Genomic DNA, 24435 nt, shown 5'->3' with positions numbered 1-24435 from the left:
GGGGGTTTAGCTCAGCTGGGAGAGCACCTGCTTTGCAAGCAGGGGGTCGTCGGTTCGATCCCGTCAACCTCCACCAAGAAATGTCAAACCTAAGTCAGCGTCGCAAAACGCAAGACGTAGTGATTTAGGTTTGATCTTTTATGATCAATGGCTGTTTTTGTTCTTTAACAATCTGGAAGAAGTAAAGATTCATTTGATGATGAATGCCAGGACTGCGGTCCTTGTATGAATCAAAAAAATGGGTGTGATTGTATCAATCAAAGTATTACGAAGTGATCTTAGCAATTAGAAGACTTACTTTGGAATACGGCAAACGCTAAAACTCAACGCTTCATATAACGCTCTTGCAAAAGAGGCTAACGTTATAGGAACAAGCGAATAAGTGCACATGGTGGATGCCTTGGCGATTACAGGCGATGAAGGACGTAGTAGCTTGCGATAAGCTGCGGGGAGCTGGCAAACAAGCTTTGATCCGCAGATTTCCGAATGGGGAAACCCGGCCGTAAGGTCATCGTTATCTGAATACATAGGGTAACGAAGCGAACGTGGCGAACTGAAACATCTAAGTAGCTACAGGAAAAGAAATCAACCGAGATTCCCAAAGTAGTGGCGAGCGAAATGGGATCAGCCTGCAAGATTTAGCATCAACGATAGCAAAACGGAATGGAAAGTCCGGCCATAGTGGGTGATAGCCCCGTATGCGAAATCGATGGTGTGGAACTAGGCTTGCGACAAGTAGGGCGGGACACGTGAAATCCTGTCTGAACATGGGGGGACCATCCTCCAAGGCTAAATACTCGTAATCGACCGATAGTGAACCAGTACCGTGAGGGAAAGGCGAAAAGAACCCCGGAAGGGGAGTGAAATAGATCCTGAAACCGTGTGCATACAAACAGTAGGAGCCTCGTAAGGGGTGACTGCGTACCTTTTGTATAATGGGTCAGCGACTTACATTCAGTGGCAAGCTTAACCGAATAGGGAAGGCGTAGAGAAATCGAGTCCGAATAGGGCGTTCAGTCGCTGGGTGTAGACCCGAAACCAAGTGATCTATCCATGGCCAGGTTGAAGGTGCGGTAACACGCACTGGAGGACCGAACCCACTAATGTTGAAAAATTAGGGGATGAGCTGTGGATAGGGGTGAAAGGCTAAACAAACTTGGAAATAGCTGGTTCTCTCCGAAAACTATTTAGGTAGTGCCTCAAGTATCACCATCGGGGGTAGAGCACTGTTATGGCTAGGGGGTCATCGCGACTTACCAAACCATTGCAAACTCCGAATACCGATGAGTGCGAGCTTGGGAGACAGACGCCGGGTGCTAACGTCCGACGTCAAGAGGGAAACAACCCAGACCGCCAGCTAAGGTCCCAAAGATTGGCTAAGTGGAAAACGAAGTGGGAAGGCTAAAACAGTCAGGAGGTTGGCTTAGAAGCAGCCATCCTTTAAAGAAAGCGTAATAGCTCACTGATCGAGTCGTCCTGCGCGGAAGATGTAACGGGGCTAAGCCAGTCACCGAAGCTGCGGATATCCGCAAGGATATGGTAGGAGAGCGTTCTGTAAGCCTGTGAAGGTGTCTTGTAAAGGATGCTGGAGGTATCAGAAGTGCGAATGCTGACATGAGTAGCGATAATGCGGGTGAAAAGCCCGCACGCCGTAAGCCCAAGGTTTCCTGTTCAACGTTCATCGGAGCAGGGTGAGTCGGCCCCTAAGGCGAGGCAGAGATGCGTAGCTGATGGGAAGCAGGTTAATATTCCTGCACCGTCGTTAGATGCGATGGGGGGACGGATCGCGGAAGGTTGTCCGACTGTTGGAATAGTCGGTTTTTGCATCGAAGAAGGCTGTTAGGCAAATCCGGCAGCGTAATTCAAGGGTGTGAGACGAGCGAACTTGTTCGCGAAGCAATCGGAAGTGGTTCCAAGAAAAGCCTCTAAGCTTCAGTCTAACGAGACCGTACCGCAAACCGACACAGGTGGGCGAGATGAGTATTCTAAGGCGCTTGAGAGAACTCGGGAGAAGGAACTCGGCAAATTGGTACCGTAACTTCGGGATAAGGTACGCCCAAGTAGTTTGACTGGCCTGCGCCAGAAGGACAAAAGGGTTGCAATAAAATGGTGGCTGCGACTGTTTAATAAAAACACAGCACTCTGCAAACACGAAAGTGGACGTATAGGGTGTGACGCCTGCCCGGTGCTGGAAGATTAAATGATGGGGTGCAAGCTCTTGATTGAAGTCCCAGTAAACGGCGGCCGTAACTATAACGGTCCTAAGGTAGCGAAATTCCTTGTCGGGTAAGTTCCGACCTGCACGAATGGCGTAACGATGGCCACACTGTCTCCTCCCGAGACTCAGCGAAGTTGAAATGTTTGTGATGATGCAATCTACCCGCGGCTAGACGGAAAGACCCCATGAACCTTTACTGTAGCTTTGCATTGGACTTTGAACCAATCTGTGTAGGATAGGTGGGAGGCTTTGAAGCAGGAACGCTAGTTTCTGTGGAGCCGACCTTGAAATACCACCCTGGTTTGTTTGAGGTTCTAACCTTGGTCCGTTATCCGGATCGGGGACAGTGCATGGTAGGCAGTTTGACTGGGGCGGTCTCCTCCCAAAGTGTAACGGAGGAGTTCGAAGGTACGCTAGGTACGGTCGGACATCGTGCTAATAGTGCAATGGCATAAGCGTGCTTAACTGCGAGACTGACAAGTCGAGCAGGTACGAAAGTAGGACATAGTGATCCGGTGGTTCTGTATGGAAGGGCCATCGCTCAACGGATAAAAGGTACTCTGGGGATAACAGGCTGATTCCTCCCAAGAGTTCATATCGACGGGGGAGTTTGGCACCTCGATGTCGGCTCATCACATCCTGGGGCTGTAGCCGGTCCCAAGGGTATGGCTGTTCGCCATTTAAAGTGGTACGTGAGCTGGGTTTAAAACGTCGTGAGACAGTTTGGTCCCTATCTGCCGTGGGCGTTGGAAGTTTGAAGGGGGCTGCTCCTAGTACGAGAGGACCGGAGTGGACGAACCTCTGGTGTATCGGTTGTCACGCCAGTGGCATTGCCGAGTAGCTAAGTTCGGAAGAGATAACCGCTGAAAGCATCTAAGCGGGAAACTCGCCTTGAGATGAGACTTCCCGGGAACTAGATTCCCCTAAAGGGTCGTTCGAGACCAGGACGTTGATAGGTCAGGTGTGGAAGCGCAGTAATGCGTTAAGCTAACTGATACTAATTGCCCGTGCGGCTTGTTCCTATAACATTAGCTCTGTTATAGACAAGTTGAGCATATATTGTGTTTGCCCTAGTGCATCACACCCAAGAATCTACTAAATACTTCTTCCAGTTTGGGTTAGTTGCTGCTCCATCGAGAGCAACTGACTTTACAAGTTATGCCTGATGACTATAGCAAGTTGGTACCACCCCTTCCCATCCCGAACAGGACCGTGAAACGACTTCGCGCCGATGATAGTGCTGCAACCAGTGTGAAAGTAGGTCATCGTCAGGCTTGTTATCCCCAAGAACCCTCGTTACGAAAGTAGCGAGGGTTTTTGCTTTTAAGTATACGTGTGAGACCCTGAAGTATGAATGAGTCTTCACCGAGCTGGCCGGAACAACGGTGACCGCTGAAAAGCGAACCAGGTTGAACCGGAAAGCAAAGAGGCATGAAGCAGTGTGAAGTACGTTTTAAATGGAAGTAGTCAAAGCGGAAGTTAAGCGAGACGAAAAGATTTAAAACGAATCGCAAAAAAGTAGTTGACGCGATAAACAAACTGCTACATAATCTCGTTTCTCTGCTGCTGACGAACAAAACGATTCGCAGCGATGCAAACAGCGCCAGGCGCGTTTGCGGCAGACAAGATCTTTAAAAATTAACAGCCGATAAGCGTGGGCGTTTAATGAAGTGCGACAGAACTTCGGTTCTGGAAACTTTAAATATTAAATGCTCACAAGAAATATAGGTAAGTTCGCAAGAAATTACCTGTCAGTATTTTGAGAGAGCGATGCCCTTCGGGGTAGCCAGAAATGGCACAAAACAGAGATTAAACTAAAGAGTTTGATCCTGGCTCAGATTGAACGCTGGCGGCATGCCTTACACATGCAAGTCGAACGGCAGCATAGGAGCTTGCTCCTGATGGCGAGTGGCGAACGGGTGAGTAATATATCGGAACGTGCCCTAGAGTGGGGGATAACTAGTCGAAAGACTAGCTAATACCGCATACGATCTACGGATGAAAGTGGGGGATCGCAAGACCTCATGCTCCTGGAGCGGCCGATATCTGATTAGCTAGTTGGTGGGGTAAAAGCCTACCAAGGCAACGATCAGTAGCTGGTCTGAGAGGACGACCAGCCACACTGGGACTGAGACACGGCCCAGACTCCTACGGGAGGCAGCAGTGGGGAATTTTGGACAATGGGGGCAACCCTGATCCAGCAATGCCGCGTGAGTGAAGAAGGCCTTCGGGTTGTAAAGCTCTTTTGTCAGGGAAGAAACGGTAGTAGCTAATATCTACTACTAATGACGGTACCTGAAGAATAAGCACCGGCTAACTACGTGCCAGCAGCCGCGGTAATACGTAGGGTGCAAGCGTTAATCGGAATTACTGGGCGTAAAGCGTGCGCAGGCGGTTGTGTAAGTCAGATGTGAAATCCCCGGGCTCAACCTGGGAATTGCATTTGAGACTGCACGGCTAGAGTGTGTCAGAGGGGGGTAGAATTCCACGTGTAGCAGTGAAATGCGTAGATATGTGGAGGAATACCGATGGCGAAGGCAGCCCCCTGGGATAACACTGACGCTCATGCACGAAAGCGTGGGGAGCAAACAGGATTAGATACCCTGGTAGTCCACGCCCTAAACGATGTCTACTAGTTGTCGGGTCTTAATTGACTTGGTAACGCAGCTAACGCGTGAAGTAGACCGCCTGGGGAGTACGGTCGCAAGATTAAAACTCAAAGGAATTGACGGGGACCCGCACAAGCGGTGGATGATGTGGATTAATTCGATGCAACGCGAAAAACCTTACCTACCCTTGACATGGATGGAATCCCGAAGAGATTTGGGAGTGCTCGAAAGAGAACCATCACACAGGTGCTGCATGGCTGTCGTCAGCTCGTGTCGTGAGATGTTGGGTTAAGTCCCGCAACGAGCGCAACCCTTGTCATTAGTTGCTACGAAAGGGCACTCTAATGAGACTGCCGGTGACAAACCGGAGGAAGGTGGGGATGACGTCAAGTCCTCATGGCCCTTATGGGTAGGGCTTCACACGTCATACAATGGTACATACAGAGGGCCGCCAACCCGCGAGGGGGAGCTAATCCCAGAAAGTGTATCGTAGTCCGGATTGGAGTCTGCAACTCGACTCCATGAAGTTGGAATCGCTAGTAATCGCGGATCAGCATGTCGCGGTGAATACGTTCCCGGGTCTTGTACACACCGCCCGTCACACCATGGGAGCGGGTTTTACCAGAAGTGGGTAGCCTAACCGCAAGGAGGGCGCTCACCACGGTAGGATTCGTGACTGGGGTGAAGTCGTAACAAGGTAGCCGTATCGGAAGGTGCGGCTGGATCACCTCCTTTCTAGAGTGCGCACGAAGTTAAGCGTCCACACTTATCGGCTGTAAATCAAGAACAGTTATTTGGTGAAGCACGGTCCGTGACACAGGTCACTGACTGGCTACTGATACTGATCCAAGCGGGTCTGTAGCTCAGCTGGTTAGAGCACCGTGTTGATAACGCGGGGGTCGTTGGTTCGAGCCCAACCAGACCCACCAAAGTTTCGGGGGTTTAGCTCAGCTGGGAGAGCACCTGCTTTGCAAGCAGGGGGTCGTCGGTTCGATCCCGTCAACCTCCACCAAGAAATGTCAAACCTAAGTCAGCGTGTATGACGTAGCGATTTAGGTTTGATCTTTTACGATCAATGGCTGTTTTTGTTCTTTAACAATCTGGAAGAAGTAAAGATTCATTTAAACGATCGCCAGGACTTCGGTTCTTGCGAAAGTAAAAATGGGTGTGATTGTATCAATCAAAGTATTACGAAGTGATCTTAGCAATTAGAAGACTTACTTTGGAATACGGCAAACGCTAAAACTCAACGCTTCATATAACGCTCTTGCAAAAGAGGCTAACGTTATAGGAACAAGCGAATAAGTGCACATGGTGGATGCCTTGGCGATTACAGGCGATGAAGGACGTAGTAGCTTGCGATAAGCTGCGGGGAGCTGGCAAACAAGCTTTGATCCGCAGATTTCCGAATGGGGAAACCCGGCCGTAAGGTCATCGTTATCTGAATACATAGGGTAACGAAGCGAACGTGGCGAACTGAAACATCTAAGTAGCTACAGGAAAAGAAATCAACCGAGATTCCCAAAGTAGTGGCGAGCGAAATGGGATCAGCCTGCAAGATTTAGCATCAACGATAGCAAAACGGAATGGAAAGTCCGGCCATAGTGGGTGATAGCCCCGTATGCGAAATCGATGGTGTGGAACTAGGCTTGCGACAAGTAGGGCGGGACACGTGAAATCCTGTCTGAACATGGGGGGACCATCCTCCAAGGCTAAATACTCGTAATCGACCGATAGTGAACCAGTACCGTGAGGGAAAGGCGAAAAGAACCCCGGAAGGGGAGTGAAATAGATCCTGAAACCGTGTGCATACAAACAGTAGGAGCCTCGTAAGGGGTGACTGCGTACCTTTTGTATAATGGGTCAGCGACTTACATTCAGTGGCAAGCTTAACCGAATAGGGAAGGCGTAGAGAAATCGAGTCCGAATAGGGCGTTCAGTCGCTGGGTGTAGACCCGAAACCAAGTGATCTATCCATGGCCAGGTTGAAGGTGCGGTAACACGCACTGGAGGACCGAACCCACTAATGTTGAAAAATTAGGGGATGAGCTGTGGATAGGGGTGAAAGGCTAAACAAACTTGGAAATAGCTGGTTCTCTCCGAAAACTATTTAGGTAGTGCCTCAAGTATCACCATCGGGGGTAGAGCACTGTTATGGCTAGGGGGTCATCGCGACTTACCAAACCATTGCAAACTCCGAATACCGATGAGTGCGAGCTTGGGAGACAGACGCCGGGTGCTAACGTCCGACGTCAAGAGGGAAACAACCCAGACCGCCAGCTAAGGTCCCAAAGATTGGCTAAGTGGAAAACGAAGTGGGAAGGCTAAAACAGTCAGGAGGTTGGCTTAGAAGCAGCCATCCTTTAAAGAAAGCGTAATAGCTCACTGATCGAGTCGTCCTGCGCGGAAGATGTAACGGGGCTAAGCCAGTCACCGAAGCTGCGGATATCCGTAAGGATATGGTAGGAGAGCGTTCTGTAAGCCTGTGAAGGTGTCTTGTAAAGGATGCTGGAGGTATCAGAAGTGCGAATGCTGACATGAGTAGCGATAATGCGGGTGAAAAGCCCGCACGCCGTAAGCCCAAGGTTTCCTGTTCAACGTTCATCGGAGCAGGGTGAGTCGGCCCCTAAGGCGAGGCAGAGATGCGTAGCTGATGGGAAGCAGGTTAATATTCCTGCACCGTCGTTAGATGCGATGGGGGGACGGATCGCGGAAGGTTGTCCGACTGTTGGAATAGTCGGTTTTTGCATCGAAGAAGGCTGTTAGGCAAATCCGGCAGCGTAATTCAAGGGTGTGAGACGAGCGAACTTGTTCGCGAAGCAATCGGAAGTGGTTCCAAGAAAAGCCTCTAAGCTTCAGTCTAACGAGACCGTACCGCAAACCGACACAGGTGGGCGAGATGAGTATTCTAAGGCGCTTGAGAGAACTCGGGAGAAGGAACTCGGCAAATTGGTACCGTAACTTCGGGATAAGGTACGCCCAAGTAGTTTGACTGGCCTGCGCCAGAAGGACAAAAGGGTTGCAATAAAATGGTGGCTGCGACTGTTTAATAAAAACACAGCACTCTGCAAACACGAAAGTGGACGTATAGGGTGTGACGCCTGCCCGGTGCTGGAAGATTAAATGATGGGGTGCAAGCTCTTGATTGAAGTCCCAGTAAACGGCGGCCGTAACTATAACGGTCCTAAGGTAGCGAAATTCCTTGTCGGGTAAGTTCCGACCTGCACGAATGGCGTAACGATGGCCACACTGTCTCCTCCCGAGACTCAGCGAAGTTGAAATGTTTGTGATGATGCAATCTACCCGCGGCTAGACGGAAAGACCCCATGAACCTTTACTGTAGCTTTGCATTGGACTTTGAACCAATCTGTGTAGGATAGGTGGGAGGCTTTGAAGCAGGAACGCTAGTTTCTGTGGAGCCGACCTTGAAATACCACCCTGGTTTGTTTGAGGTTCTAACCTTGGTCCGTTATCCGGATCGGGGACAGTGCATGGTAGGCAGTTTGACTGGGGCGGTCTCCTCCCAAAGTGTAACGGAGGAGTTCGAAGGTACGCTAGGTACGGTCGGACATCGTGCTAATAGTGCAATGGCATAAGCGTGCTTAACTGCGAGACTGACAAGTCGAGCAGGTACGAAAGTAGGACATAGTGATCCGGTGGTTCTGTATGGAAGGGCCATCGCTCAACGGATAAAAGGTACTCTGGGGATAACAGGCTGATTCCTCCCAAGAGTTCATATCGACGGGGGAGTTTGGCACCTCGATGTCGGCTCATCACATCCTGGGGCTGTAGCCGGTCCCAAGGGTATGGCTGTTCGCCATTTAAAGTGGTACGTGAGCTGGGTTTAAAACGTCGTGAGACAGTTTGGTCCCTATCTGCCGTGGGCGTTGGAAGTTTGAAGGGGGCTGCTCCTAGTACGAGAGGACCGGAGTGGACGAACCTCTGGTGTATCGGTTGTCACGCCAGTGGCATTGCCGAGTAGCTAAGTTCGGAAGAGATAACCGCTGAAAGCATCTAAGCGGGAAACTCGCCTTGAGATGAGACTTCCCGGGAACTAGATTCCCCTAAAGGGTCGTTCGAGACCAGGACGTTGATAGGTCAGGTGTGGAAGCGCAGTAATGCGTTAAGCTAACTGATACTAATTGCCCGTGCGGCTTGTTCCTATAACATTAGCTCTGTTATAGACAAGTTGAGCATATATTGTGTTTGCCCTAGTGCATCACACCCAAGAATCTACTAAATACTTCTTCCAGTTTGGGTTAGTTGCTGCTCCATCGAGAGCAACTGACTTTACAAGTTATGCCTGATGACTATAGCAAGTTGGTACCACCCCTTCCCATCCCGAACAGGACCGTGAAACGACTTCGCGCCGATGATAGTGCTGCAACCAGTGTGAAAGTAGGTCATCGTCAGGCTTGTTATCCCCAAGAACCCTCGTTACGCAAGTAGCGAGGGTTTTTGCTTTGTGCGCTCGGTTTTCATTTGGTCGGCAGGCGAAGTAAATACCTGTGTGGCCAACGGTTCCGATACCGTCCTCTCGGCTTGGAAGCCATGAAACGCGCCAGGCTGTTGATTGATGCAGATGGCTTGGCGTATCTTCGGCTCAGTCCGCCGCACTGACAAAACAGCGCCTTCCTTCATCTTTTCCACAGGCGCTCTCTACGCATCGCCGCATATCGGGCCGTCTTACCCTCCTTCTTCATATCACCTCCGAACCACCCAACACCGGGCGCGGTTTGTCTTTTCCACAGGCCAGCAACAGGAAAAGCCAGCTTATGTTTTCCACAGGCTAACTCCTCTTGAACTGGCGTGGATGAATTGTCCACAGCGATCCTGCTGGCTGACGTCTTGCGCTTCTCAAGTCAACGTCCTTCCGTTGCAGAACAAGGTAATAGGTTATTTTCCAAGTTCCTTGGAGTATTAAAGACAAAACCCAACGCCAAAAGAAAAGCCGGCAAAGCCGGCTTTTCTAACAAATGAGTGATGACACCATCTCCGTGGGAAAGCAATCAACTTATCCCCAATTCCGCCACGGATGCGACGCAAGCTACTTTGTCCACAACCTGAACTAAGTGGAAACAGTATACAAAAACTTATACACAGGCATTCGAGGCGTCCATCCCATGCTGTGCTGAGTGACGAACGAGAGCGACAAAAAACTAAGTTTTCCACACCCTCTACATTCTTGCGACACCAGCGTCACCCCGCAACAGATCTGAAATGCACCAGTGCATCCAAGCCTTCAAGCGCCCCCTCCATGCTGATCCGATTGCGCAAGCTGATGGTTGCCTGCATCGAATCGACAATCTCTCCGCAGATGGTCAGACCCAAGCCTCCGGCTGATGAGACATTGGAAGAAAACGCCTTGAACACATTCTCCATCGCCTGGTCATCGATCCCCTCTCCGCTATCCCAGATCAGCAACTCCGCCACATCTTCCCGAGCACTGATGCGGATGCCCAGCTTCCCTTGGACAGGTGTATGTCGGATCGCGTTATGCAGCAGATTGGAAATCAGCTCCCCGATCATCCACGGATGACCCATCACGAGGATCTTCTCCCCCTCCAGCTCGAAGTCCAGATCCTTCTCCGCAATCAGCGGCGACAGATCCACTGCCGTCTCGCGCGCCAGCATGCCCAGGTCACACACCTCCTGCGCCCCGCGACCGCGGATCTGCTCGACCTTGGCCAGGGACAGCAATTGATTGGCCAGCGTCGTGGCCCGCTCGACGGTGCCGGACATCTCCTGCCAGATGACAGGCGCCGGCGCATCGCCCCGCAAGCCGGACTGCAACTGGGTTTTCAGCACGGCCAATGGCGTACGCAACTGATGCGAGGCATTGGCCACGAAACGTTGCTGATGATCCAGCAGCCGCCGCAAGCGCGCCATCAATTGATTCAAGGCATCGATGAACGGTTGCAATTCACGCGGTGCCATCGGCGGCGCCACCGGTGAGAGATCATCCGCCGGCCGCTCATCAAGCTGCCGCCGCAAGGCATCCACCGGTTGCAACGCACGCCGCACCACATACAAGGTCACCGACACGATCACCACCAGCAAGGCCGCCTGCCGGATCAGCGTCTCCCAGAAAATCTTGCGCGCCAGCGCACTGCGGTTCTCCATCGTCTCGGCCACCTGCACCAGTGCCGCGCCGCGCGGATCATTGGTCACCACCGGCTGGAACAGCGCTGCCACCCTGACCGGCACGCCGTTATAGGTATCTTCGTAGATATGCGCCAGGGCCGGATAGATGGCTTCCTTGTCCGCCTTCCCCTTGTAGGAAGGCAGATCCTGATCGCCCTCGAAGAACTTGCCGTCCAGGCCATTGATGCGATAAATCATGCGGCTCGAATAATCGGCCTCATAAATTTCCAGCGCCGCATAAGGCAGCGAAGCCTTGAGCTCGCCATTCTCGATGCGCAGCAGATCGCCAATCGAATGCACCGAGGCAATCAGCATCCGGTCATAAGCGGTATTGACCGACTCCAGTGTATTGCGATAAAGCGAGAAGGAATCGATGACGATGAACAGGGCAATCGGCGAAATGATCCACGCCAACAGATAGGCGCGCACCGACCGACGCCGCGAAAACAGATGTGCCACGTCCTCAGCCCTCGCCACCTTGCTGCTGCCGATCCCGCAGCAGATAGCCCAGCCCGCGCAGGGTCATGATCTCGGCACCGGTCTCCATGAGTTTCTTGCGCACCCGGTGCACCACCACTTCGATGGCTTCGAGCTGCGTGTTCTCCTCCATCGGAAAAACCAGCCTGAACAATTTCTCCTTGGTCACCGCATGTCCCGGCTTGGCGATCAATGCCTTCAACAGCGTATGCTCGCGCGGAGTCAATTCCAGCGGCTCATCGTCACAATAGAACGCCCCCGATGCCCGATCAAAGCGCAAGTTCCCGCAGCGCTGCCCACCGTCATCGGCATTGGTCCGCCGCCGCAGCAGCGCGCGAATACGCGCATCGAGCTCATCCAGATCAAAGGGCTTGGCCAGGTAATCATCGGCACCGGCATTGAGGCCCACCACGCGATCGCCCACCGCGCCGCGCGCGGTCAGCACGATCACCGGGGTACCGATGTCCTGCGAGCGGATGCGCTGCAGCAGGTGCAGCCCGTCCAGTCCGGGAATATTGAGATCGAGCACCACCAGGTCGCCGATCCCGTCCTTGATGTGCGAGAGCGCACTGATGCCATCGCCGCAATGCGTGACCTGAAAGCCGCGCCGCTCCAGCGCGCGCACCAGGGCGCGCGACATGTCGATGTCATCCTCTACCAGCAGGATATGCATGATCTCCCGTGTCGTTATCGTTGTGCAGCCGCCTTTATACCGCCAATCCACGCGGGGCGCGAGCCCCGGCTCCGCACGCTTTGAAAGCAGATTGAAAGCCACTGGAAAGGCAGCTGACAGGAAACCCCCTCCTCGGCGGCATCGCCCCATGGCAAAAGCCGTCCCCCTCGCCTACACTCCCGCACATCGCCGGCCACGCACTGATCAACACCGCCGTCGCGACCGGCACCAAGACCAAAACCATCTCCAGGAGACAGCATGACCCCACGTCTGATCAAGACCCTGTTGGCACTCGCCCTGGCCGCTCCGGCCATCGCCTTCGCCCAGGACACCTGCAGCAATCGCGGCGACCTCGACCAGCAATACTGCGACGCCAATCACGACCTGACCGCCGACACCCCCACCGATCCCAAGAAGCTGAAGAACCCCAATACCCTGGTCTTCACCTTCACCCCGGTGGAAGATCCGGCCGTCTACGACAAGATCTTCAAGCCCTTCACCGACTACCTGTCGCAATGTACCGCCAAGAAGGTGGTCTTCTTCCAGGTGCAATCCAACGCCGCTGAAATCGAAGCCATGCGCTCGGGCCGCCTGCACGTCGGCGGCTTCTCGCCGGGACCGACCAACTTCGCCGTCAACATCGCCGGTGCCGTGCCGTTTGCCGTCATCGGTGACGCCAAGGGTTATCAGGGTTATACCCTCAACGTGATCGTGCGCAAGGACAGCCCGATCCAGAAGATGACCGACCTCAAGGGCAAGAAGGTCGCCCACACCGCGCCTTCGTCGAACTCCGGCCACATGGCCCCGATGGCCTTGTTCCCCAAGCTGGGCGTGACGCCGGACAAGGACTACAAGGTCATCTTCTCCGGCAAGCATGACCAGTCCATCCTGGGCGTGAACTCGGGTGACTACGATGCTGCCGCCGTGGCCTCCGACGTGTTTGACCGCATGGTGGAGCGTGGCGTCATCAAGGCCGAGAACTTCCGCGTCATCTGGCACAGCGAGAAATTCCCGACCCAGGACTTCGCCTATGCGCATGACCTGGAGCCCAACTTCCGCGACAAGATGCTCAAGTGCTTCTACGACTATCGCTTCACCGATGAGCTCAAGAAGGCCTTCGCCGGTTCCGATCGCTTCTACCCGATCAACTACAAGAAGGACTTCGAGATGGTGCGCTTCGTCGCCCAGTCCGCCGGTGAATCCTTCAACCGTGCCGCCTACGACAAGCAGAACGCCGGCAAGAAGTAAGCATCACCGCAAGGCATCCGTGACCTCCGGTCCGGATGCCGCAAGACGATTCCATCCAGCACAAGCAACACGGCCCCTGCTCATCGGCAGGGGCTGCGGCCCCTCGCATCCCGCAGTCTGCCGCGCACCACCAGAAACATCACCAGAGAAAGCGTCTCCCATGTCACACGCCATCGAAATCCAGGGCCTGGTCAAGGAATACAAGCCCGGTCATCCCATCCTCAAAGGCATCGACCTGAAGATTGGCGACGCCGGCCTGATCGCCATCATCGGCCCTTCCGGCACCGGCAAGTCCACCCTGATCCGCTGCATCAACCGCCTGGTCGATCCCAGCCGTGGCGCGATCTGGTTCGAGGGCGAAGGCAAGCGCGTGAACCTGGCCGAACTGCGCGGCCGCGCCCTGCGCGAACAGCGCCGCCACATCGGCATGGTGTTCCAGGAATACAACCTGGTGGAACGCCTTTCCGTGATGGAGAACCTGTTGTGCGGAAGACTGGGTTACGTCAATGCCTTCACCGCCTGGCGCCGCAACTTCGCCAGGGAAGATATCGCGCACGCGTTTGAATTGCTCGATACCGTGGGCCTGGGCAACTTCGCCAACCAGCGTGCCGACGCGCTCTCCGGCGGCCAGCGCCAGCGCGTGGGCATCGCCCGCGCCCTGATGCAGCGCCCGCGCCTGCTGCTGGCCGATGAACCGACGTCCTCGCTGGACCCCAAGACCTCCTTCGAGATCATCTCGCTGCTCAAGGAACAGGGCCGCGCCCAGAAGATCCCGGTCATCGTCAACATCCACGACGTGGAGCTGGCCAAGCGCTATGCCGACCGCATCATCGGCATGTCCGGCGGCCACGTGGTCTACGACGGCAATGCCGAGAACCTGTCGGATGACTTCCTCAAACAGATCTACGGCGGCGAGGACTGGCTGGCATGACGATCTCCTCCACTTCCTCCACTTCCTCCGCGCCCCGCGTGAGCCTGGCCTTCAAGCCGCAACTGGCCACCCGCGTGGTGATCTGGCTCATCGCCCTGTATGCGATCTACGCAGCCACGCAACTGGGTTTCTCGTGGGAGCGTTTCTCTTCCGGACTTGGCAATGGCGCCAAGTTCCTGGGCCGCATGTTTCCGCCCGATCTCTCCAAGGGCGACATTCTCTGGGGCGGCATCAAGGAGACCCTGCAGATTGCCGTGCTGGCGTCGCTGTTTGGCATCCTGTTCTCGCTACCCATCGGCCTGATGGGCGCACGCAACCTGATGCCCTCGTGGATCTCCTGGCCTGCACGCGCGCTGGTGTCGGTGTGCCGCTCGCTGCATCCGGTGATTGTGGCCATCCTGTTCGTCAAGGCCGTGGGCTTTGGCGCGCTGGCCGGTGTGCTGGCGCTGATCGTGGCCTCCGTCGGTTTCATCGGCAAGCTCTTTGCCGAAGCCATTGAAGAGATCTCGATCAAGCAGGTCGAAGCCATCCGCGCCACCGGTGCCTCCTTCATGAACGTGATTCTCTTTGGCGTGCTGCCGCAGGTGATGTCGCGCTTCGTCGGTTTCTCGACCTACCAGCTCGACTCCAACCTGCGCAACTCGACCATGGTCGGCATCGTCGGTGCGGGCGGCGTGGGCGGCGTGCTGTTCTCCGCCTTCCAGCGCTTCGATTACGACTTCGTGCTCACCATCCTGGTCACCATCATCACCATCATCGTCGTCGGCGAACTGCTGGCCAATTCGGTCAAGAAGGTTTTCAATGTCTGATACCGTCCTCCCCCGCCCCGCTGCCGCGCTCAACCCGGCCGAGCGCGAATGGCAGCGCCATACGCCCCTGCAGCGCATCCTGCGTTTCACCGTGTGGCTGGTCATCGCCCTGGCCGTAGTGCAATCCCTGCGCTATATCGAGATCATCCCCGAGTTCCTCTACGATGCGCCCGAGCAGATGAGCGACATGCTCGCCCGCATGTGGCCCATCGACTGGGCCTACTTCAGCAGCGACGTCCAGGCCGGACTGATCGAGACCCTGCACATTGCTACGCTCGGTACCCTGCTCTCCATCGTGCTGGCCATTCCCTTTGGCCTGCTGGTAGCGCCCAACCTGACCCGCCATCGCGGCCTGAACCTGTTCGCCCGCATCGTGCTGGTGGCCAGCCGCTCGGTCAATTCGCTGGTGTGGGCGCTGCTGTTCCTGGCCATCTTCGGACCCGGTCCGCTGGCGGGCACGCTGGCCATCGCTTTCCGCTCGATCGGCTTCGTCGGCAAGATGGCCGGCGAGACCATCGAGCAGATGCCGCGCGGCCCCATCGAGGCGCTGCAGGCGTCGGGCGCGAGCAAGTTCTCCGAGATCTGGTATGGCTACTGGCCGCAATTGAAGCCCGCCTTCATGTCCATCGTGCTGCTGCGCTGGGACATCAACGTGCGTGAATCGGCCGTGCTGGGCATCGTCGGTGCCGGTGGCGTGGGCATGGTGCTCGATACCGCGCTGAACCTGTTCCAGTGGCCGCGCGTAGCGACGGTGCTGGTCTCCATCTTCGCCATCGTGATCGTGACCGAAGTGGTGGTCACGCAAATCCGCAAGCGCATACTCTGACCGGGAGCCAGCATGAAAGCACGTGGCATGGAAGGCATCACCTATCCTCCGCAATACGATGTGCTGGTGGTCGGCGGCGGCATCAACGGCGCGGGCATCGCGCGCGATGCGGCCGGACGCGGCCTGTCGGTGGCGCTGTGCGAACAGCACGACCTGGCGCAGCATACGTCGTCGTCCTCCAGCAAGCTCATCCACGGTGGCCTGCGCTACCTGGAACATTATGAATTCGGGCTGGTGCGCAAGGCGCTGATCGAACGCGAAGTGCTCTTGCGCAGCGCGCCGCACATCATGTGGCCGCTGCGCTTCGTGATGCCGCATGACCAGGGACAGCGCCCGGCCTGGCTGATCCGTTTGGGCATGTTCCTCTACGATCACCTGGCCCGGCGCGAACTGCTGCCGGGTTCGCGTGCATTGGATTTGCGTCGCCACGTCTCGGGTGCACCGTTGAAAGCGCAGTTCACGCGTGGCTTCGTCTATTCCGATGGCTGGGTCGATGATGCACGGCTGGTGGTGCTGAACGCCATGGATGCCGCCGAAAAAGGCGCGCACATCATGACCCGCACCCGCTGCGAATCGCTCACGCGCCAGGACAACGGCTGGCAAGCGGTACTGCGCCGTGAAGATGGCCATGCCATGCAGGTGCGCGCACGCTGCGTGGTCAATGCCGCCGGCCCGTGGGTGGCGCAGTTCCTGGGCGGTGCGGCCCACGTGCATTCGAGCAAGTCGGTGCGCCTGGTCAAGGGCAGCCACATCGTGGTGCCACGCCTGTTCGAACACGATCACGCCTACATCTTCCAGAACCCGGATGGCCGCATCGTCTTCGCCATTCCCTACGAGCAGGACTTCACGCTCATCGGGACCACCGATATCGAGTATCAGGGCCGGGTGGAAGACGTGGCCATCTCCGAGGATGAGACGGCTTATCTCTGCCAGCTCGCCAATCGCTATTTCGAGAAGCCCATTACGCCGGCCGACGTGGTGTGGTCGTATTCAGGCGTGCGTCCGCTGCTGGAAGACGCAGCCGCCGACGCCTCGGCCGTCACGCGCGACTACCAGCTCGACCTGAACACGCAAGGCGCCCCGCTGCTCTCCATCTTCGGCGGCAAGATCACCACCTTCCGCAAGCTGGCCGAGGAAGCGGTGGACATGATCGCGCCGGTACTGGGCAACCAGCGCGGCGCGTGGACTGAACACGGCTGCCTGCCGGGTGGCGACCTGTATGGTGCGCAGCCGTCCAATCGTTCGGTGCGCCAATTCGGTCACTACGTGGAAGGCTTGCAGCAGCAGTATCCGTGGCTGCCCGCCACATTGTTGCAACGCTATGCGCGTGCCTATGGCAGCCGCACGCACGCGCTGCTGGAAGGAAGAAAGAACTTGGAAGAGATGGGAGAAGAAATCCTGGGCGGGCTCTATGCCGCCGAGGTGGACTACTTGTTGCGCCACGAATGGGCCACCAATGCGGCCGACATCCTGTGGCGGCGTTCCAAGCTCGGCCTGCATTTCCCCAAGGGCAGCGAGGCCGTGCTGGACGCCTGGCTGGCCGCGCGCGGCGGCCAGTCTTCAGGTCAGGAACCACCCGCCGAAGCGGGCGAGCTGCTTCAGGCAGCCAGCAGGTAAGCACCCACGGCGGCGATACCGACGCCGCCGATGCGCACCACGCGGTCAGCCATCTGCTTGCCTGCGATCAGGCCGATACCCAGGCCGGCGGCATGCAGCAGTGCGGTGGCGGCGATGAAGCCGGCACCGTACAGGGCGGCCGAGCTGCCGTGCGGCAGTTCAGCGCCGTGTGCGTAGCCATGGAACATCGCGAAGACCGACACCACCAGCGTGCTGCCCCACAGCGGCAGGCGCACGGCAAAGGCGATCAGCAGGCCCAGCACCGCCACCGAAGCGGCGATACCGGTTTCCACGGCCGGCATCTGCAGGCCGGCGAAGGCCAGCAAGGCGCCAGCCACCATCATCAGCGGGAAGGCCAGCGGCAGCACCCACAGGGCGCGCTGCTTGTTCTGTGCCGCCCACAGGCCCACGGCCAGCATGGCCAACAGGTGGTCGATGCCCGAGAACGGGTGGGCGAAGCCGGCCGCCATGCTGGCCGAGGCATCCATGGTGGAACCCGGATGGCCGGGGTGCGCCAGGGCAGTGCCGGCCGCCAGTGCGGTGACGGCCAGAACGCCCAGGCGGGCGCGGGTCTTGGTCGAGAGGGTCAACATGTTTTCTCCTTGGGCTGATACGGCAGATTCTTGAATCGGGGAAGTGACGCGGTTCAGGTTCAGTTCTTCGGCTTCTCGTCCAGCAAGCCCTGCTTGCGGATGTATTCGATGACCTTCTCCACCCCGTCGCCACTGCGCAGGTTGGTGAACACGAAGGGGCGTTCGCCGCGCATGCGCTTGGCATCGGCCGCCATGATATCCAGATTTGCGCCCACATAGGGCGCCAGGTCAGTCTTGTTGATGATGAGCAGATCCGAGCGGGTGATGCCGGGGCCGCCCTTGCGCGGAATCTTTTCGCCGCCGGCCACGTCGATCACGTAGATGGTCAGGTCCGACAGTTCCGGGCTGAAGGTGGCGGCCAGGTTGTCGCCGCCCGACTCCACCAGGATCAGGTCCAGGTCCGGGAAATCGGCGCTCATGCGGGCGATCGCTTCCAGGTTGATGGAGGCATCCTCGCGGATGGCGGTGTGCGGGCAGCCGCCGGTCTCCACCCCCATCAGGCGTTCTGCCGGCAGCGCATCGGCGCGCAGCAGGATTTCCATGTCTTCCTTGGTGTAGATGTCATTGGTGATGACGGCCATGTCGTAATGGTCGCGCATGCGCTTGCACAGCATTTCGCACAGCGCCGTCTTGCCGGAACCGACCGGGCCGCCGATGCCCACGCGCAGCGGATTGGAAGTGGAGTTGCTCATGGTTGGTCTCTTGATCTCTTGGTCGTGTTGGAACGAAAACGATATAAACGATATAAATAATCAGGAACGATAGATGCGGCTGTACTGCACCTCATGCTGCATCGACAGCAGCGACAGGCCCGGTGCCCAGTTGCACAGCTCGTCATCCTCCAGCGTCAGCGCGGTGGCCGCGGCCTTTTCCAGTTCAGGCTGCAGCGACAGCAGGATACGCTGCCCCGCCACCTGGCCCAGCGGCACCGTCTTCACGCAGGCCAGCACCTGGTTCTCGGCCCAGGCGAACAGCATGCCCAGCACCGCTGCCTCGCGCGGCACCTGCAGGGCCACGGTAGCAAAGGCCAGGGAGGTGGGCAGCGGCAGTTCCGGCTGCGCCTGCAGGATGGCCAGCAAGGCCTCATCGCCCAGCTTCAGGTCGGTCGCCAGTTTGCCCAGCGAATAGCCCATCTGAATGGTTTCGGCACGAAACTCTGAAGTATCGCGGGCCGCGATAAAGCGTTCGGTCCACAACGTGACCTTTTCTGCATCACGGGCCTCGAAGGCCGCTACCAGCCTCGCAAAGATGGGGGCCTCGAAACGCGCCACCACTTCATGCAGCGCATGGCCGATCCAGGCACGGGCCGTGGCTTCGCTGCCCACGCGCCCACACTCGATGGCCGCCTCCAGCCCTTGCGAATAGCTGTACGCACCGATCGGCAAGGACGGGCTGCTCAGTTGCAGCAGATGCAGCAAGGCGGCAGCTTGCATGGGGTCAGCCCTCTTCCTTCTTGTCGCCGGGACGATGGATTTTCTGGCGCAGCGGAATCGGTGCCAGCGGATTGTGGTGATGGTCATCGCCATGATGGTGATGGCCGCCACCATAGGCGCCCGCTTCCGGCTCGAAGGCCGCCAGTTCTTCGCTCACTCGCGCACCCAGCCCTTCCAGCATTTCCTTCAACACCGGGTCCTTGCGGATGCGCAGGAAACCGACGCCGCCTTCGTGCCCCACATGCGCCTGGGTGTGACGATTGCCGAGGTGGAAGGCGCAACGCAGCAGCAGGTGCGCATCGGCGGCATCGACGCGATAGGTCGCTTCGGCCTTGGCGATGATCTTGACCACGCGGCCATCATCGCCGCGCAGCAGGTCACCATCGCGCAGCACCGTACCGCGCACGGTGAACACCGCCACGTCTTCACCGGAACGCAGGGTGGCACGCAGGCGGCTCTTCTCGCGCTGGTCATAGGGCAGTTCCAGTTCGCCGTCGATCTGCTCGGCCTGGGCTATCTTGGTATTGAGAGTGAGCATGAAAAAATCTAATGAAAATCAGAACAGGAAATAACGTTGTGCCAGCGGCAGCGAGACCGCCGGTTCGCACACCAGCAGCTCGCCATCGGCGCGCACTTCATAGGTCTCGGAATCGACTTCCATCTTCGGCGTGGCACCGTTGTGGATCATGTCGCGCTTGCGCAGGTTGCGCATGTTCTTCACGGCCACCACCGGCTTGTTGAGTTTGAGCTGTTCACCGATGCCGGCATCGAAGGCCGCCTGCGAGACGAAGGTCATCGAGGTCTTCAAGCCACCGCCATAGGCACCGAACATCATCCGGTAATGTACCGGCTGCGGGGTCGGGATGGAGGCATTGGGGTCACCCATCTGGGCGGCCGCAATCATGCCGCTCTTGAGGATCATCGAAGGCTTGGCCCCGAAGAAGGCCGGCTTCCACAGCACGATGTCGGCGATCTTGCCCACTTCCAGCGAGCCCACCACGTGCGAGATGCCGTGGGTGATGGCCGGGTTGATGGTGTACTTGGCGATGTAGCGCTTGATGCGGAAGTTGTCGTTGCGCGAGGTATCTTCCTTGAGCGAACCGCGCTGCACCTTCATCTTGTGCGCGGTCTGCCAGGTACGCAGGATGACTTCGCCCACGCGGCCCATGGCCTGCGAGTCGGAAGACATCATCGAGATCGCGCCGATGTCATGCAGGATGTCTTCGGCGGCGATGGTCTCGCGGCGGATGCGCGATTCGGCAAAGGCGATGTCTTCGGCGATGGCCGGGTCCAGGTGATGGCAGACCATCAGCATGTCCAGGTGTTCGTCCAGCGTATTGACGGTGAAGGGACGCGTCGGATTGGTCGAGGACGGCAGCACATTGCCCTCGCCCACGGCCGCGATGATGTCCGGTGCATGGCCGCCGCCCGCGCCTTCGGTGTGGAAGGTGTGGATGGTACGGTCCTTGAAGGCCGCGAGCGTGTGCTCCAGGAAGCCGCCCTCATTGAGCGTATCGGTATGGATAGCCACCTGGATATCCATGCGGTCGGCCACCGTCAGGCAGTTGTCGATGGCGGCAGGCGTCGAGCCCCAGTCCTCGTGCAGCTTCAGGCCGATGGCGCCGGCGCGGATCTGCTCTTCCAGCGGCAGCGGCAGGCTGACGTTGCCCTTGCCGAGGAAACCGAGGTTCATCGGGAAGGCGTCTGCAGCGGCCAGCATGGAATGAATGTGCCAGGGACCGGGCGTGCAGGTGGTAGCGGCCGTGCCGACGGCCGGACCGGTGCCGCCGCCCAGCATGGTGGTGACGCCGCTCATGAGCGCTTCCTCGATCTGCTGCGGACAGATGAAGTGGATGTGGCTGTCGATGCCGCCGGCTGTGACGATCATGCCTTCACCGGCGATGATCTCGGTGGCACCGCCAATGGCCATAGTGACGCCGGGCTGGATGTCGGGATTGCCGGCCTTGCCGATGCCGGCAATCTTGCCGGACTTGATGCCGATATCGGCCTTGACGATGCCCCAGTGATCGACGATGAGCGCATTGGTGATGACGGTATCCATCACCTCGGCATGGGGGCGCTGCGACTGGCCCATGCCGTCGCGGATCACCTTGCCGCCGCCGAATTTCACTTCCTCGCCATAGACCGTGTAATCCTTCTCCACTTCCAGGAACAGTGCGGTATCGGCCAGGCGCACGCGGTCGCCGACGGTGGGGCCGAACATTTCGGCATAGGCCGAACGGGAAATCTTGCTCATTGGGTTTGCCCCTTCTTGACGTTGCCATGCCGGGCCTTCAGCTTGCCCATCACCAGTGCATTGAAGCCGTAGACGCGGCGGTCCCCTGCCAGCGCCACCAGTTCCACCGTGCGTTCCTGACCGGGCTCGAAGCGCACTGCGGTCCCGGCCGCGATGTTCAAGCGCATGCCATAGGCCGCTTCACGTTCGAAGCGCAGTGCCGGATTGGTTTCGTAGAAATGGAAGTGGGAGCCGACCTGGATGGGACGGTCGCCGCTGTTGGCCACCGTCACCGTCACGGTGGGGCGGCCGACGTTGAGTTCGATGTCGCCGGGTTCGACCAGCATTTCGCCTGGAATCATGACGCGCTCCTCAAGGAATCGGATGGTGGACGGTGACCAGCTTGCTGCCATCGGGGAAGGTGGCTTCGACCTGGATGTCGGGGATCATCTCGGGCACGCCTTCCATGACATCGTCGCGGGTCAGGATGGTGGTCCCCTCGGACATCAGCTCGGCCACGGTCTTGCCATCGCGTGCGCCTTCCATGATGGCGGCGGTGATCAGCGCCACCGCTTCCGGATAGTTGAGCTTGAGGCCACGGGCCTTGCGGCGCTCGGCCAGCAGCGCGGCGGTGAAGATGAGCAGCTTGTCTTTTTCTCTTGGTGTCAGTTCCATGTTGGCTCCTGGCCGTTGGATGGCCTTCAGGTTCTATAACGCAGGGCGAGGCTTGATTCAGTTTTCCTGATGCAGCGTTTTACGTCGTATTCATGTATTCCAGATGCGCGGAATGGCCGCCGGCTTGCCGGTGACCGCCGGGCGCAGCACATGCCAGGCCGCATGCAGCCACTGCCGCGCCACCAGGCTGGATGGCCCCATGTAGCGCGCGATCAGCACCTGCTTCATCAGCGTGGCACCGCTGCGCCCTTCCAGCTGCAGGGCGCCGATGGTGTCGCGCAGCCGTCCGAGGAGCGCCGCATCCATGCCATCGCCCACGGCGATCAGGGTGCCGCAGATGGTCTGCCCGTCCAGCGCCAGCGGGCCTTGCATGGCCCCTGCCTCGGCCTGCAGGCGGCCCTGCTCGAACCACACCAGCTTGCCGCCACGGCGGATGCTGGTACGCTGGCTGACGGCACCGGTGTTGAAGGTTTCGCCCGAGGCGGTGCGGCCGAAGCAGAGGATTTCCGCACCCAGGTAAGCCGCGTCGGCGGCCAGGGTCACTTCATGTTCCATGCGCACGTCGGCGCCATCGAAGAAGATGGTTTCCTGCGGCAGCCATTCCAGCGTGGCTCCGGCTGCCGCATCGAGCCTGACGGCCTGGCGCGAGGACTGGCCATTGGCGCGATACCACTTGCCCGCACCGGGCGTGGTCAGCAGCGCATGGGCGCGCGCGCCGACCTCGGCGGTGATGGAGAGCTGGTCGCCACCGACGATGCCGCCCGGCGGGTGGACGATGATGGCGTGGCAGATGGAGGGATCTTCGGGATAGAGCGGCTTCTGCACGCGCAGGGGGCCGAAGTGCTGGCGGCGCATGAGGCGCGTCGTGCCCTTGTCGTCGGCAAAGCCCAGCGCCAGGCGTGCCTGGTCCGGCGCATGCCGCAGGGGCGCGCCTGGTGTCGCGGGGGCCGGCATGCTGGCGGGTTCCGGATGGCCGGGGAGTCGTTTCATACCTGGTTCTTCATTGCGTGGAAGGCGGCGTGTGCAAGCGGACTGCCTGGCCGCGAACATGCGACTTTATAGCAGACCCGCTGCAAACGCGCAGCTTCGTCTTGTGCCTCGCTCCCCGTTCGGACTGAGTAGGCCCGCAGGGCCGTATCGAAGGCGCTGTGCCGGGCGCAACCTTGGAGCGCCTTCGATACGCCGCTGCGCGGCTACTCAGTCCGAACGGTTTCTGCTGGACATCCTTCGGTCACACCGCCAGATGCTTCTTTACGTCCTCGCCATCCATCTGATCCTGGGTGCCGGCCGCGACCACTTCGCCGCGCGACATCACCACGAAGGTATCGGCCAGTTCGCGGGCGAAGTCGAAATACTGCTCGCACAGCAGGATGCCGATGTCACCGCGCTGGCGCAGCAGGCTGATGACGCGGCCGATGTCCTTGATGATGGAGGGCTGGATGCCTTCGGTCGGTTCATCCAGGATGATCAGCTTGGGCTCGGCCAGCAGTGCCCGGGCGATGGCCAGCTGCTGCTGTTGGCCGCCGGAAAGATCGCCGCCGCGACGATGCAGCATTTCCTTCAGCACCGGGAAGAGTTCATAGACCTCGCCCTTGATGGTGGAGGCACGGCGGCCCGACAGCGTAGCCATGCCCATGAGCATGTTTTCTTCCACCGTCAGGCGCGCGAAGATCTCGCGTCCCTGCGGCACGTAGGCGATGCCCAGCTTGGCACGCTGGTGCGGCTTGAGACGGGTGATGTCCTGGCCTTCGAAGCTGACGTTGCCCTTGGCCACCGGCAGCACGCCCATCAGGCATTTCAGGAGCGTGGTCTTGCCCACGCCATTGCGGCCCAGCAGCGACAAAACTTTGCCCTTCTGCACATCGAGCGAGACGCCGCGCAGCGTATGCGCAGCGCCGTAGTACTGGTTCAGTTCATTGACTTGCAGCATGGATGATGGTCTCCGC

The 24435-nt window shown here is 58.0% G+C and carries 17 protein-coding genes, 3 tRNA genes and 5 rRNA genes; 14 read left to right on the top strand and 11 right to left on the bottom strand.

Features of this window, described 5'->3' with window-relative positions; all coding sequences use genetic code 11:
* From E2K99_RS24980 to E2K99_RS25650, 9 genes are all read left to right on the top strand, one after another.
* Positions 1-76: transfer RNA gene (locus tag E2K99_RS24980), tRNA-Ala, on the top strand.
* A 292-nt stretch (positions 77-368) separates the two neighbouring features.
* Positions 369-3240, top strand: a 23S ribosomal RNA gene (locus tag E2K99_RS24975).
* Between the two features lie 139 nt (positions 3241-3379).
* Positions 3380-3492: ribosomal RNA gene (gene rrf, locus E2K99_RS24970) — 5S ribosomal RNA — on the top strand.
* Between the two features lie 537 nt (positions 3493-4029).
* A 16S ribosomal RNA gene (locus tag E2K99_RS24965) occupies positions 4030-5562 on the top strand.
* Between the two features lie 117 nt (positions 5563-5679).
* Positions 5680-5756: transfer RNA gene (locus E2K99_RS24960), tRNA-Ile, on the top strand.
* Between the two features lie 7 nt (positions 5757-5763).
* A tRNA-Ala gene (locus tag E2K99_RS24955) sits at positions 5764-5839 on the top strand.
* A gap of 279 nt (positions 5840-6118) precedes the next feature.
* Positions 6119-8990, top strand: a 23S ribosomal RNA gene (locus tag E2K99_RS24950).
* 139 nt (positions 8991-9129) lie between these two features.
* Positions 9130-9242: ribosomal RNA gene (rrf, locus tag E2K99_RS24945) — 5S ribosomal RNA — on the top strand.
* Together the 16S, 23S and 5S rRNA genes with 3 tRNA genes alongside form the textbook arrangement of a ribosomal RNA operon.
* Positions 9243-9636: 394 nt before the next feature.
* Positions 9637-9807 (top strand): hypothetical protein, encoded by a 171-nt coding sequence (locus E2K99_RS25650; protein WP_166675114.1) that lies wholly within the window; start codon positions 9637-9639, stop codon positions 9805-9807.
* A 219-nt stretch (positions 9808-10026) separates the two neighbouring features.
* Here the strand turns inward: E2K99_RS25650 and E2K99_RS24940 are convergent, their stop codons facing one another.
* Positions 10027-11430, bottom strand: a complete 1404-nt coding sequence (locus E2K99_RS24940; protein ID WP_134223938.1) for a sensor histidine kinase — start codon at positions 11428-11430, stop codon at positions 10027-10029.
* Between the two features lie 4 nt (positions 11431-11434).
* Positions 11435-12121 (bottom strand): response regulator transcription factor, encoded by a 687-nt coding sequence (locus tag E2K99_RS24935; protein WP_134223937.1) that lies wholly within the window; start codon positions 12119-12121, stop codon positions 11435-11437.
* Between the two features lie 258 nt (positions 12122-12379).
* Between E2K99_RS24935 and phnD the strand changes: the two genes are divergently transcribed.
* The 5 genes from phnD to glpD all read left to right on the top strand — a co-directional run bounded on the left by phnD (position 12380) and on the right by glpD (position 17552).
* Complete coding sequence (gene phnD / locus E2K99_RS24930; protein WP_088755403.1) at positions 12380-13369, top strand: phosphate/phosphite/phosphonate ABC transporter substrate-binding protein; 990 nt, start codon at positions 12380-12382, stop codon at positions 13367-13369.
* Positions 13370-13529: 160 nt separating this feature from the next.
* Entirely contained in the window at positions 13530-14300 is a 771-nt protein-coding gene (phnC, locus tag E2K99_RS24925) for a phosphonate ABC transporter ATP-binding protein (RefSeq protein ID WP_134223936.1), read from the top strand.
* Positions 14297-15109: a phosphonate ABC transporter, permease protein PhnE gene (gene phnE, locus E2K99_RS24920; RefSeq protein WP_134223935.1), complete on the top strand. Its 813-nt coding sequence runs from the start codon at positions 14297-14299 to the stop codon at positions 15107-15109. The genes phnC and phnE (E2K99_RS24920) overlap by 4 nt, the downstream gene beginning before the upstream one ends.
* Positions 15102-15935, top strand: a complete 834-nt coding sequence (phnE, locus tag E2K99_RS24915; protein ID WP_034339830.1) for a phosphonate ABC transporter, permease protein PhnE — start codon at positions 15102-15104, stop codon at positions 15933-15935. The genes phnE (E2K99_RS24920) and phnE (E2K99_RS24915) overlap by 8 nt, the downstream gene beginning before the upstream one ends.
* A 12-nt stretch (positions 15936-15947) precedes the next feature.
* Positions 15948-17552 (top strand): glycerol-3-phosphate dehydrogenase, encoded by a 1605-nt coding sequence (glpD, locus tag E2K99_RS24910; protein WP_134223934.1) that lies wholly within the window; start codon positions 15948-15950, stop codon positions 17550-17552.
* Here the strand turns inward: glpD and E2K99_RS24905 are convergent.
* The 9 genes from E2K99_RS24905 to urtE all read right to left on the bottom strand — a co-directional run bounded on the left by E2K99_RS24905 (position 17534) and on the right by urtE (position 24419).
* Positions 17534-18145, bottom strand: a complete 612-nt coding sequence (locus tag E2K99_RS24905) for a HupE/UreJ family protein (RefSeq protein WP_134223933.1) — start codon at positions 18143-18145, stop codon at positions 17534-17536. The two genes, glpD and E2K99_RS24905, sit on opposite strands and share 19 nt — an antisense overlap.
* 59 nt (positions 18146-18204) lie before the next feature.
* Positions 18205-18837 (bottom strand): urease accessory protein UreG, encoded by a 633-nt coding sequence (gene ureG, locus E2K99_RS24900; protein WP_013236640.1) that lies wholly within the window; start codon positions 18835-18837, stop codon positions 18205-18207.
* 60 nt (positions 18838-18897) lie between these two features.
* Positions 18898-19578 (bottom strand): urease accessory protein UreF, encoded by a 681-nt coding sequence (locus E2K99_RS24895; protein ID WP_121041335.1) that lies wholly within the window; start codon positions 19576-19578, stop codon positions 18898-18900.
* 4 nt (positions 19579-19582) lie between these two features.
* Positions 19583-20116: an urease accessory protein UreE gene (gene ureE / locus E2K99_RS24890; RefSeq protein WP_134223932.1), complete on the bottom strand. Its 534-nt coding sequence runs from the start codon at positions 20114-20116 to the stop codon at positions 19583-19585.
* An 18-nt stretch (positions 20117-20134) separates the two neighbouring features.
* Positions 20135-21835, bottom strand: coding sequence for an urease subunit alpha (ureC, locus tag E2K99_RS24885; RefSeq protein WP_121041331.1), 1701 nt, complete (start codon positions 21833-21835; stop codon positions 20135-20137).
* Complete coding sequence (locus tag E2K99_RS24880; RefSeq protein ID WP_134223931.1) at positions 21832-22176, bottom strand: urease subunit beta; 345 nt, start codon at positions 22174-22176, stop codon at positions 21832-21834. The genes ureC and E2K99_RS24880 overlap by 4 nt, the downstream gene beginning before the upstream one ends.
* A gap of 10 nt (positions 22177-22186) precedes the next feature.
* Positions 22187-22489, bottom strand: coding sequence for an urease subunit gamma (locus E2K99_RS24875; protein WP_008333723.1), 303 nt, complete (start codon positions 22487-22489; stop codon positions 22187-22189).
* Positions 22490-22579: 90 nt separating this feature from the next.
* A complete protein-coding gene (locus tag E2K99_RS24870) occupies positions 22580-23479 on the bottom strand; it encodes an urease accessory protein UreD (RefSeq protein ID WP_420840853.1) in 900 nt (299 codons plus the stop codon).
* Between the two features lie 241 nt (positions 23480-23720).
* Positions 23721-24419, bottom strand: a complete 699-nt coding sequence (gene urtE, locus E2K99_RS24865) for an urea ABC transporter ATP-binding subunit UrtE (protein ID WP_008333719.1) — start codon at positions 24417-24419, stop codon at positions 23721-23723.
* Positions 24420-24435 lie beyond the last annotated feature (16 nt).

This window comes from Herbaspirillum huttiense, from assembly GCF_004367745.1.
Taxonomy (GTDB): Bacteria; Pseudomonadota; Gammaproteobacteria; order Burkholderiales; family Burkholderiaceae_D; genus Herbaspirillum; species Herbaspirillum huttiense.
The sequence above is the reverse complement of the archived record's forward strand: the minus strand, read 5'-3'. Positions and strand labels throughout refer to the sequence as shown.

What these genes read in the sequence shown, in the direction of transcription:
- phnE (WP_034339830.1), top strand. Translation starts at nt 15,102, where the DNA reads ATGTCTGATACCGTCCTCCCCCGCCCCGCTGCCGCGCTCAACCCGGCC.
- ureC (WP_121041331.1), bottom strand. Translation starts at nt 21,835, where the DNA reads ATGAGCAAGATTTCCCGTTCGGCCTATGCCGAAATGTTCGGCCCCACC.
- phnC (WP_134223936.1), top strand. Translation starts at nt 13,530, where the DNA reads ATGTCACACGCCATCGAAATCCAGGGCCTGGTCAAGGAATACAAGCCC.
- E2K99_RS24875 (WP_008333723.1), bottom strand. Translation starts at nt 22,489, where the DNA reads ATGGAACTGACACCAAGAGAAAAAGACAAGCTGCTCATCTTCACCGCC.
- E2K99_RS24935 (WP_134223937.1), bottom strand. Translation starts at nt 12,121, where the DNA reads ATGCATATCCTGCTGGTAGAGGATGACATCGACATGTCGCGCGCCCTG.
- E2K99_RS24870 (WP_420840853.1), bottom strand. Translation starts at nt 23,479, where the DNA reads ATGAAACGACTCCCCGGCCATCCGGAACCCGCCAGCATGCCGGCCCCC.
- ureE (WP_134223932.1), bottom strand. Translation starts at nt 20,116, where the DNA reads ATGCTCACTCTCAATACCAAGATAGCCCAGGCCGAGCAGATCGACGGC.
- ureG (WP_013236640.1), bottom strand. Translation starts at nt 18,837, where the DNA reads ATGAGCAACTCCACTTCCAATCCGCTGCGCGTGGGCATCGGCGGCCCG.
- E2K99_RS24905 (WP_134223933.1), bottom strand. Translation starts at nt 18,145, where the DNA reads ATGTTGACCCTCTCGACCAAGACCCGCGCCCGCCTGGGCGTTCTGGCC.
- glpD (WP_134223934.1), top strand. Translation starts at nt 15,948, where the DNA reads ATGAAAGCACGTGGCATGGAAGGCATCACCTATCCTCCGCAATACGAT.
- phnD (WP_088755403.1), top strand. Translation starts at nt 12,380, where the DNA reads ATGACCCCACGTCTGATCAAGACCCTGTTGGCACTCGCCCTGGCCGCT.
- phnE (WP_134223935.1), top strand. Translation starts at nt 14,297, where the DNA reads ATGACGATCTCCTCCACTTCCTCCACTTCCTCCGCGCCCCGCGTGAGC.
- urtE (WP_008333719.1), bottom strand. Translation starts at nt 24,419, where the DNA reads ATGCTGCAAGTCAATGAACTGAACCAGTACTACGGCGCTGCGCATACG.
- E2K99_RS24895 (WP_121041335.1), bottom strand. Translation starts at nt 19,578, where the DNA reads ATGCAAGCTGCCGCCTTGCTGCATCTGCTGCAACTGAGCAGCCCGTCC.
- E2K99_RS24880 (WP_134223931.1), bottom strand. Translation starts at nt 22,176, where the DNA reads ATGATTCCAGGCGAAATGCTGGTCGAACCCGGCGACATCGAACTCAAC.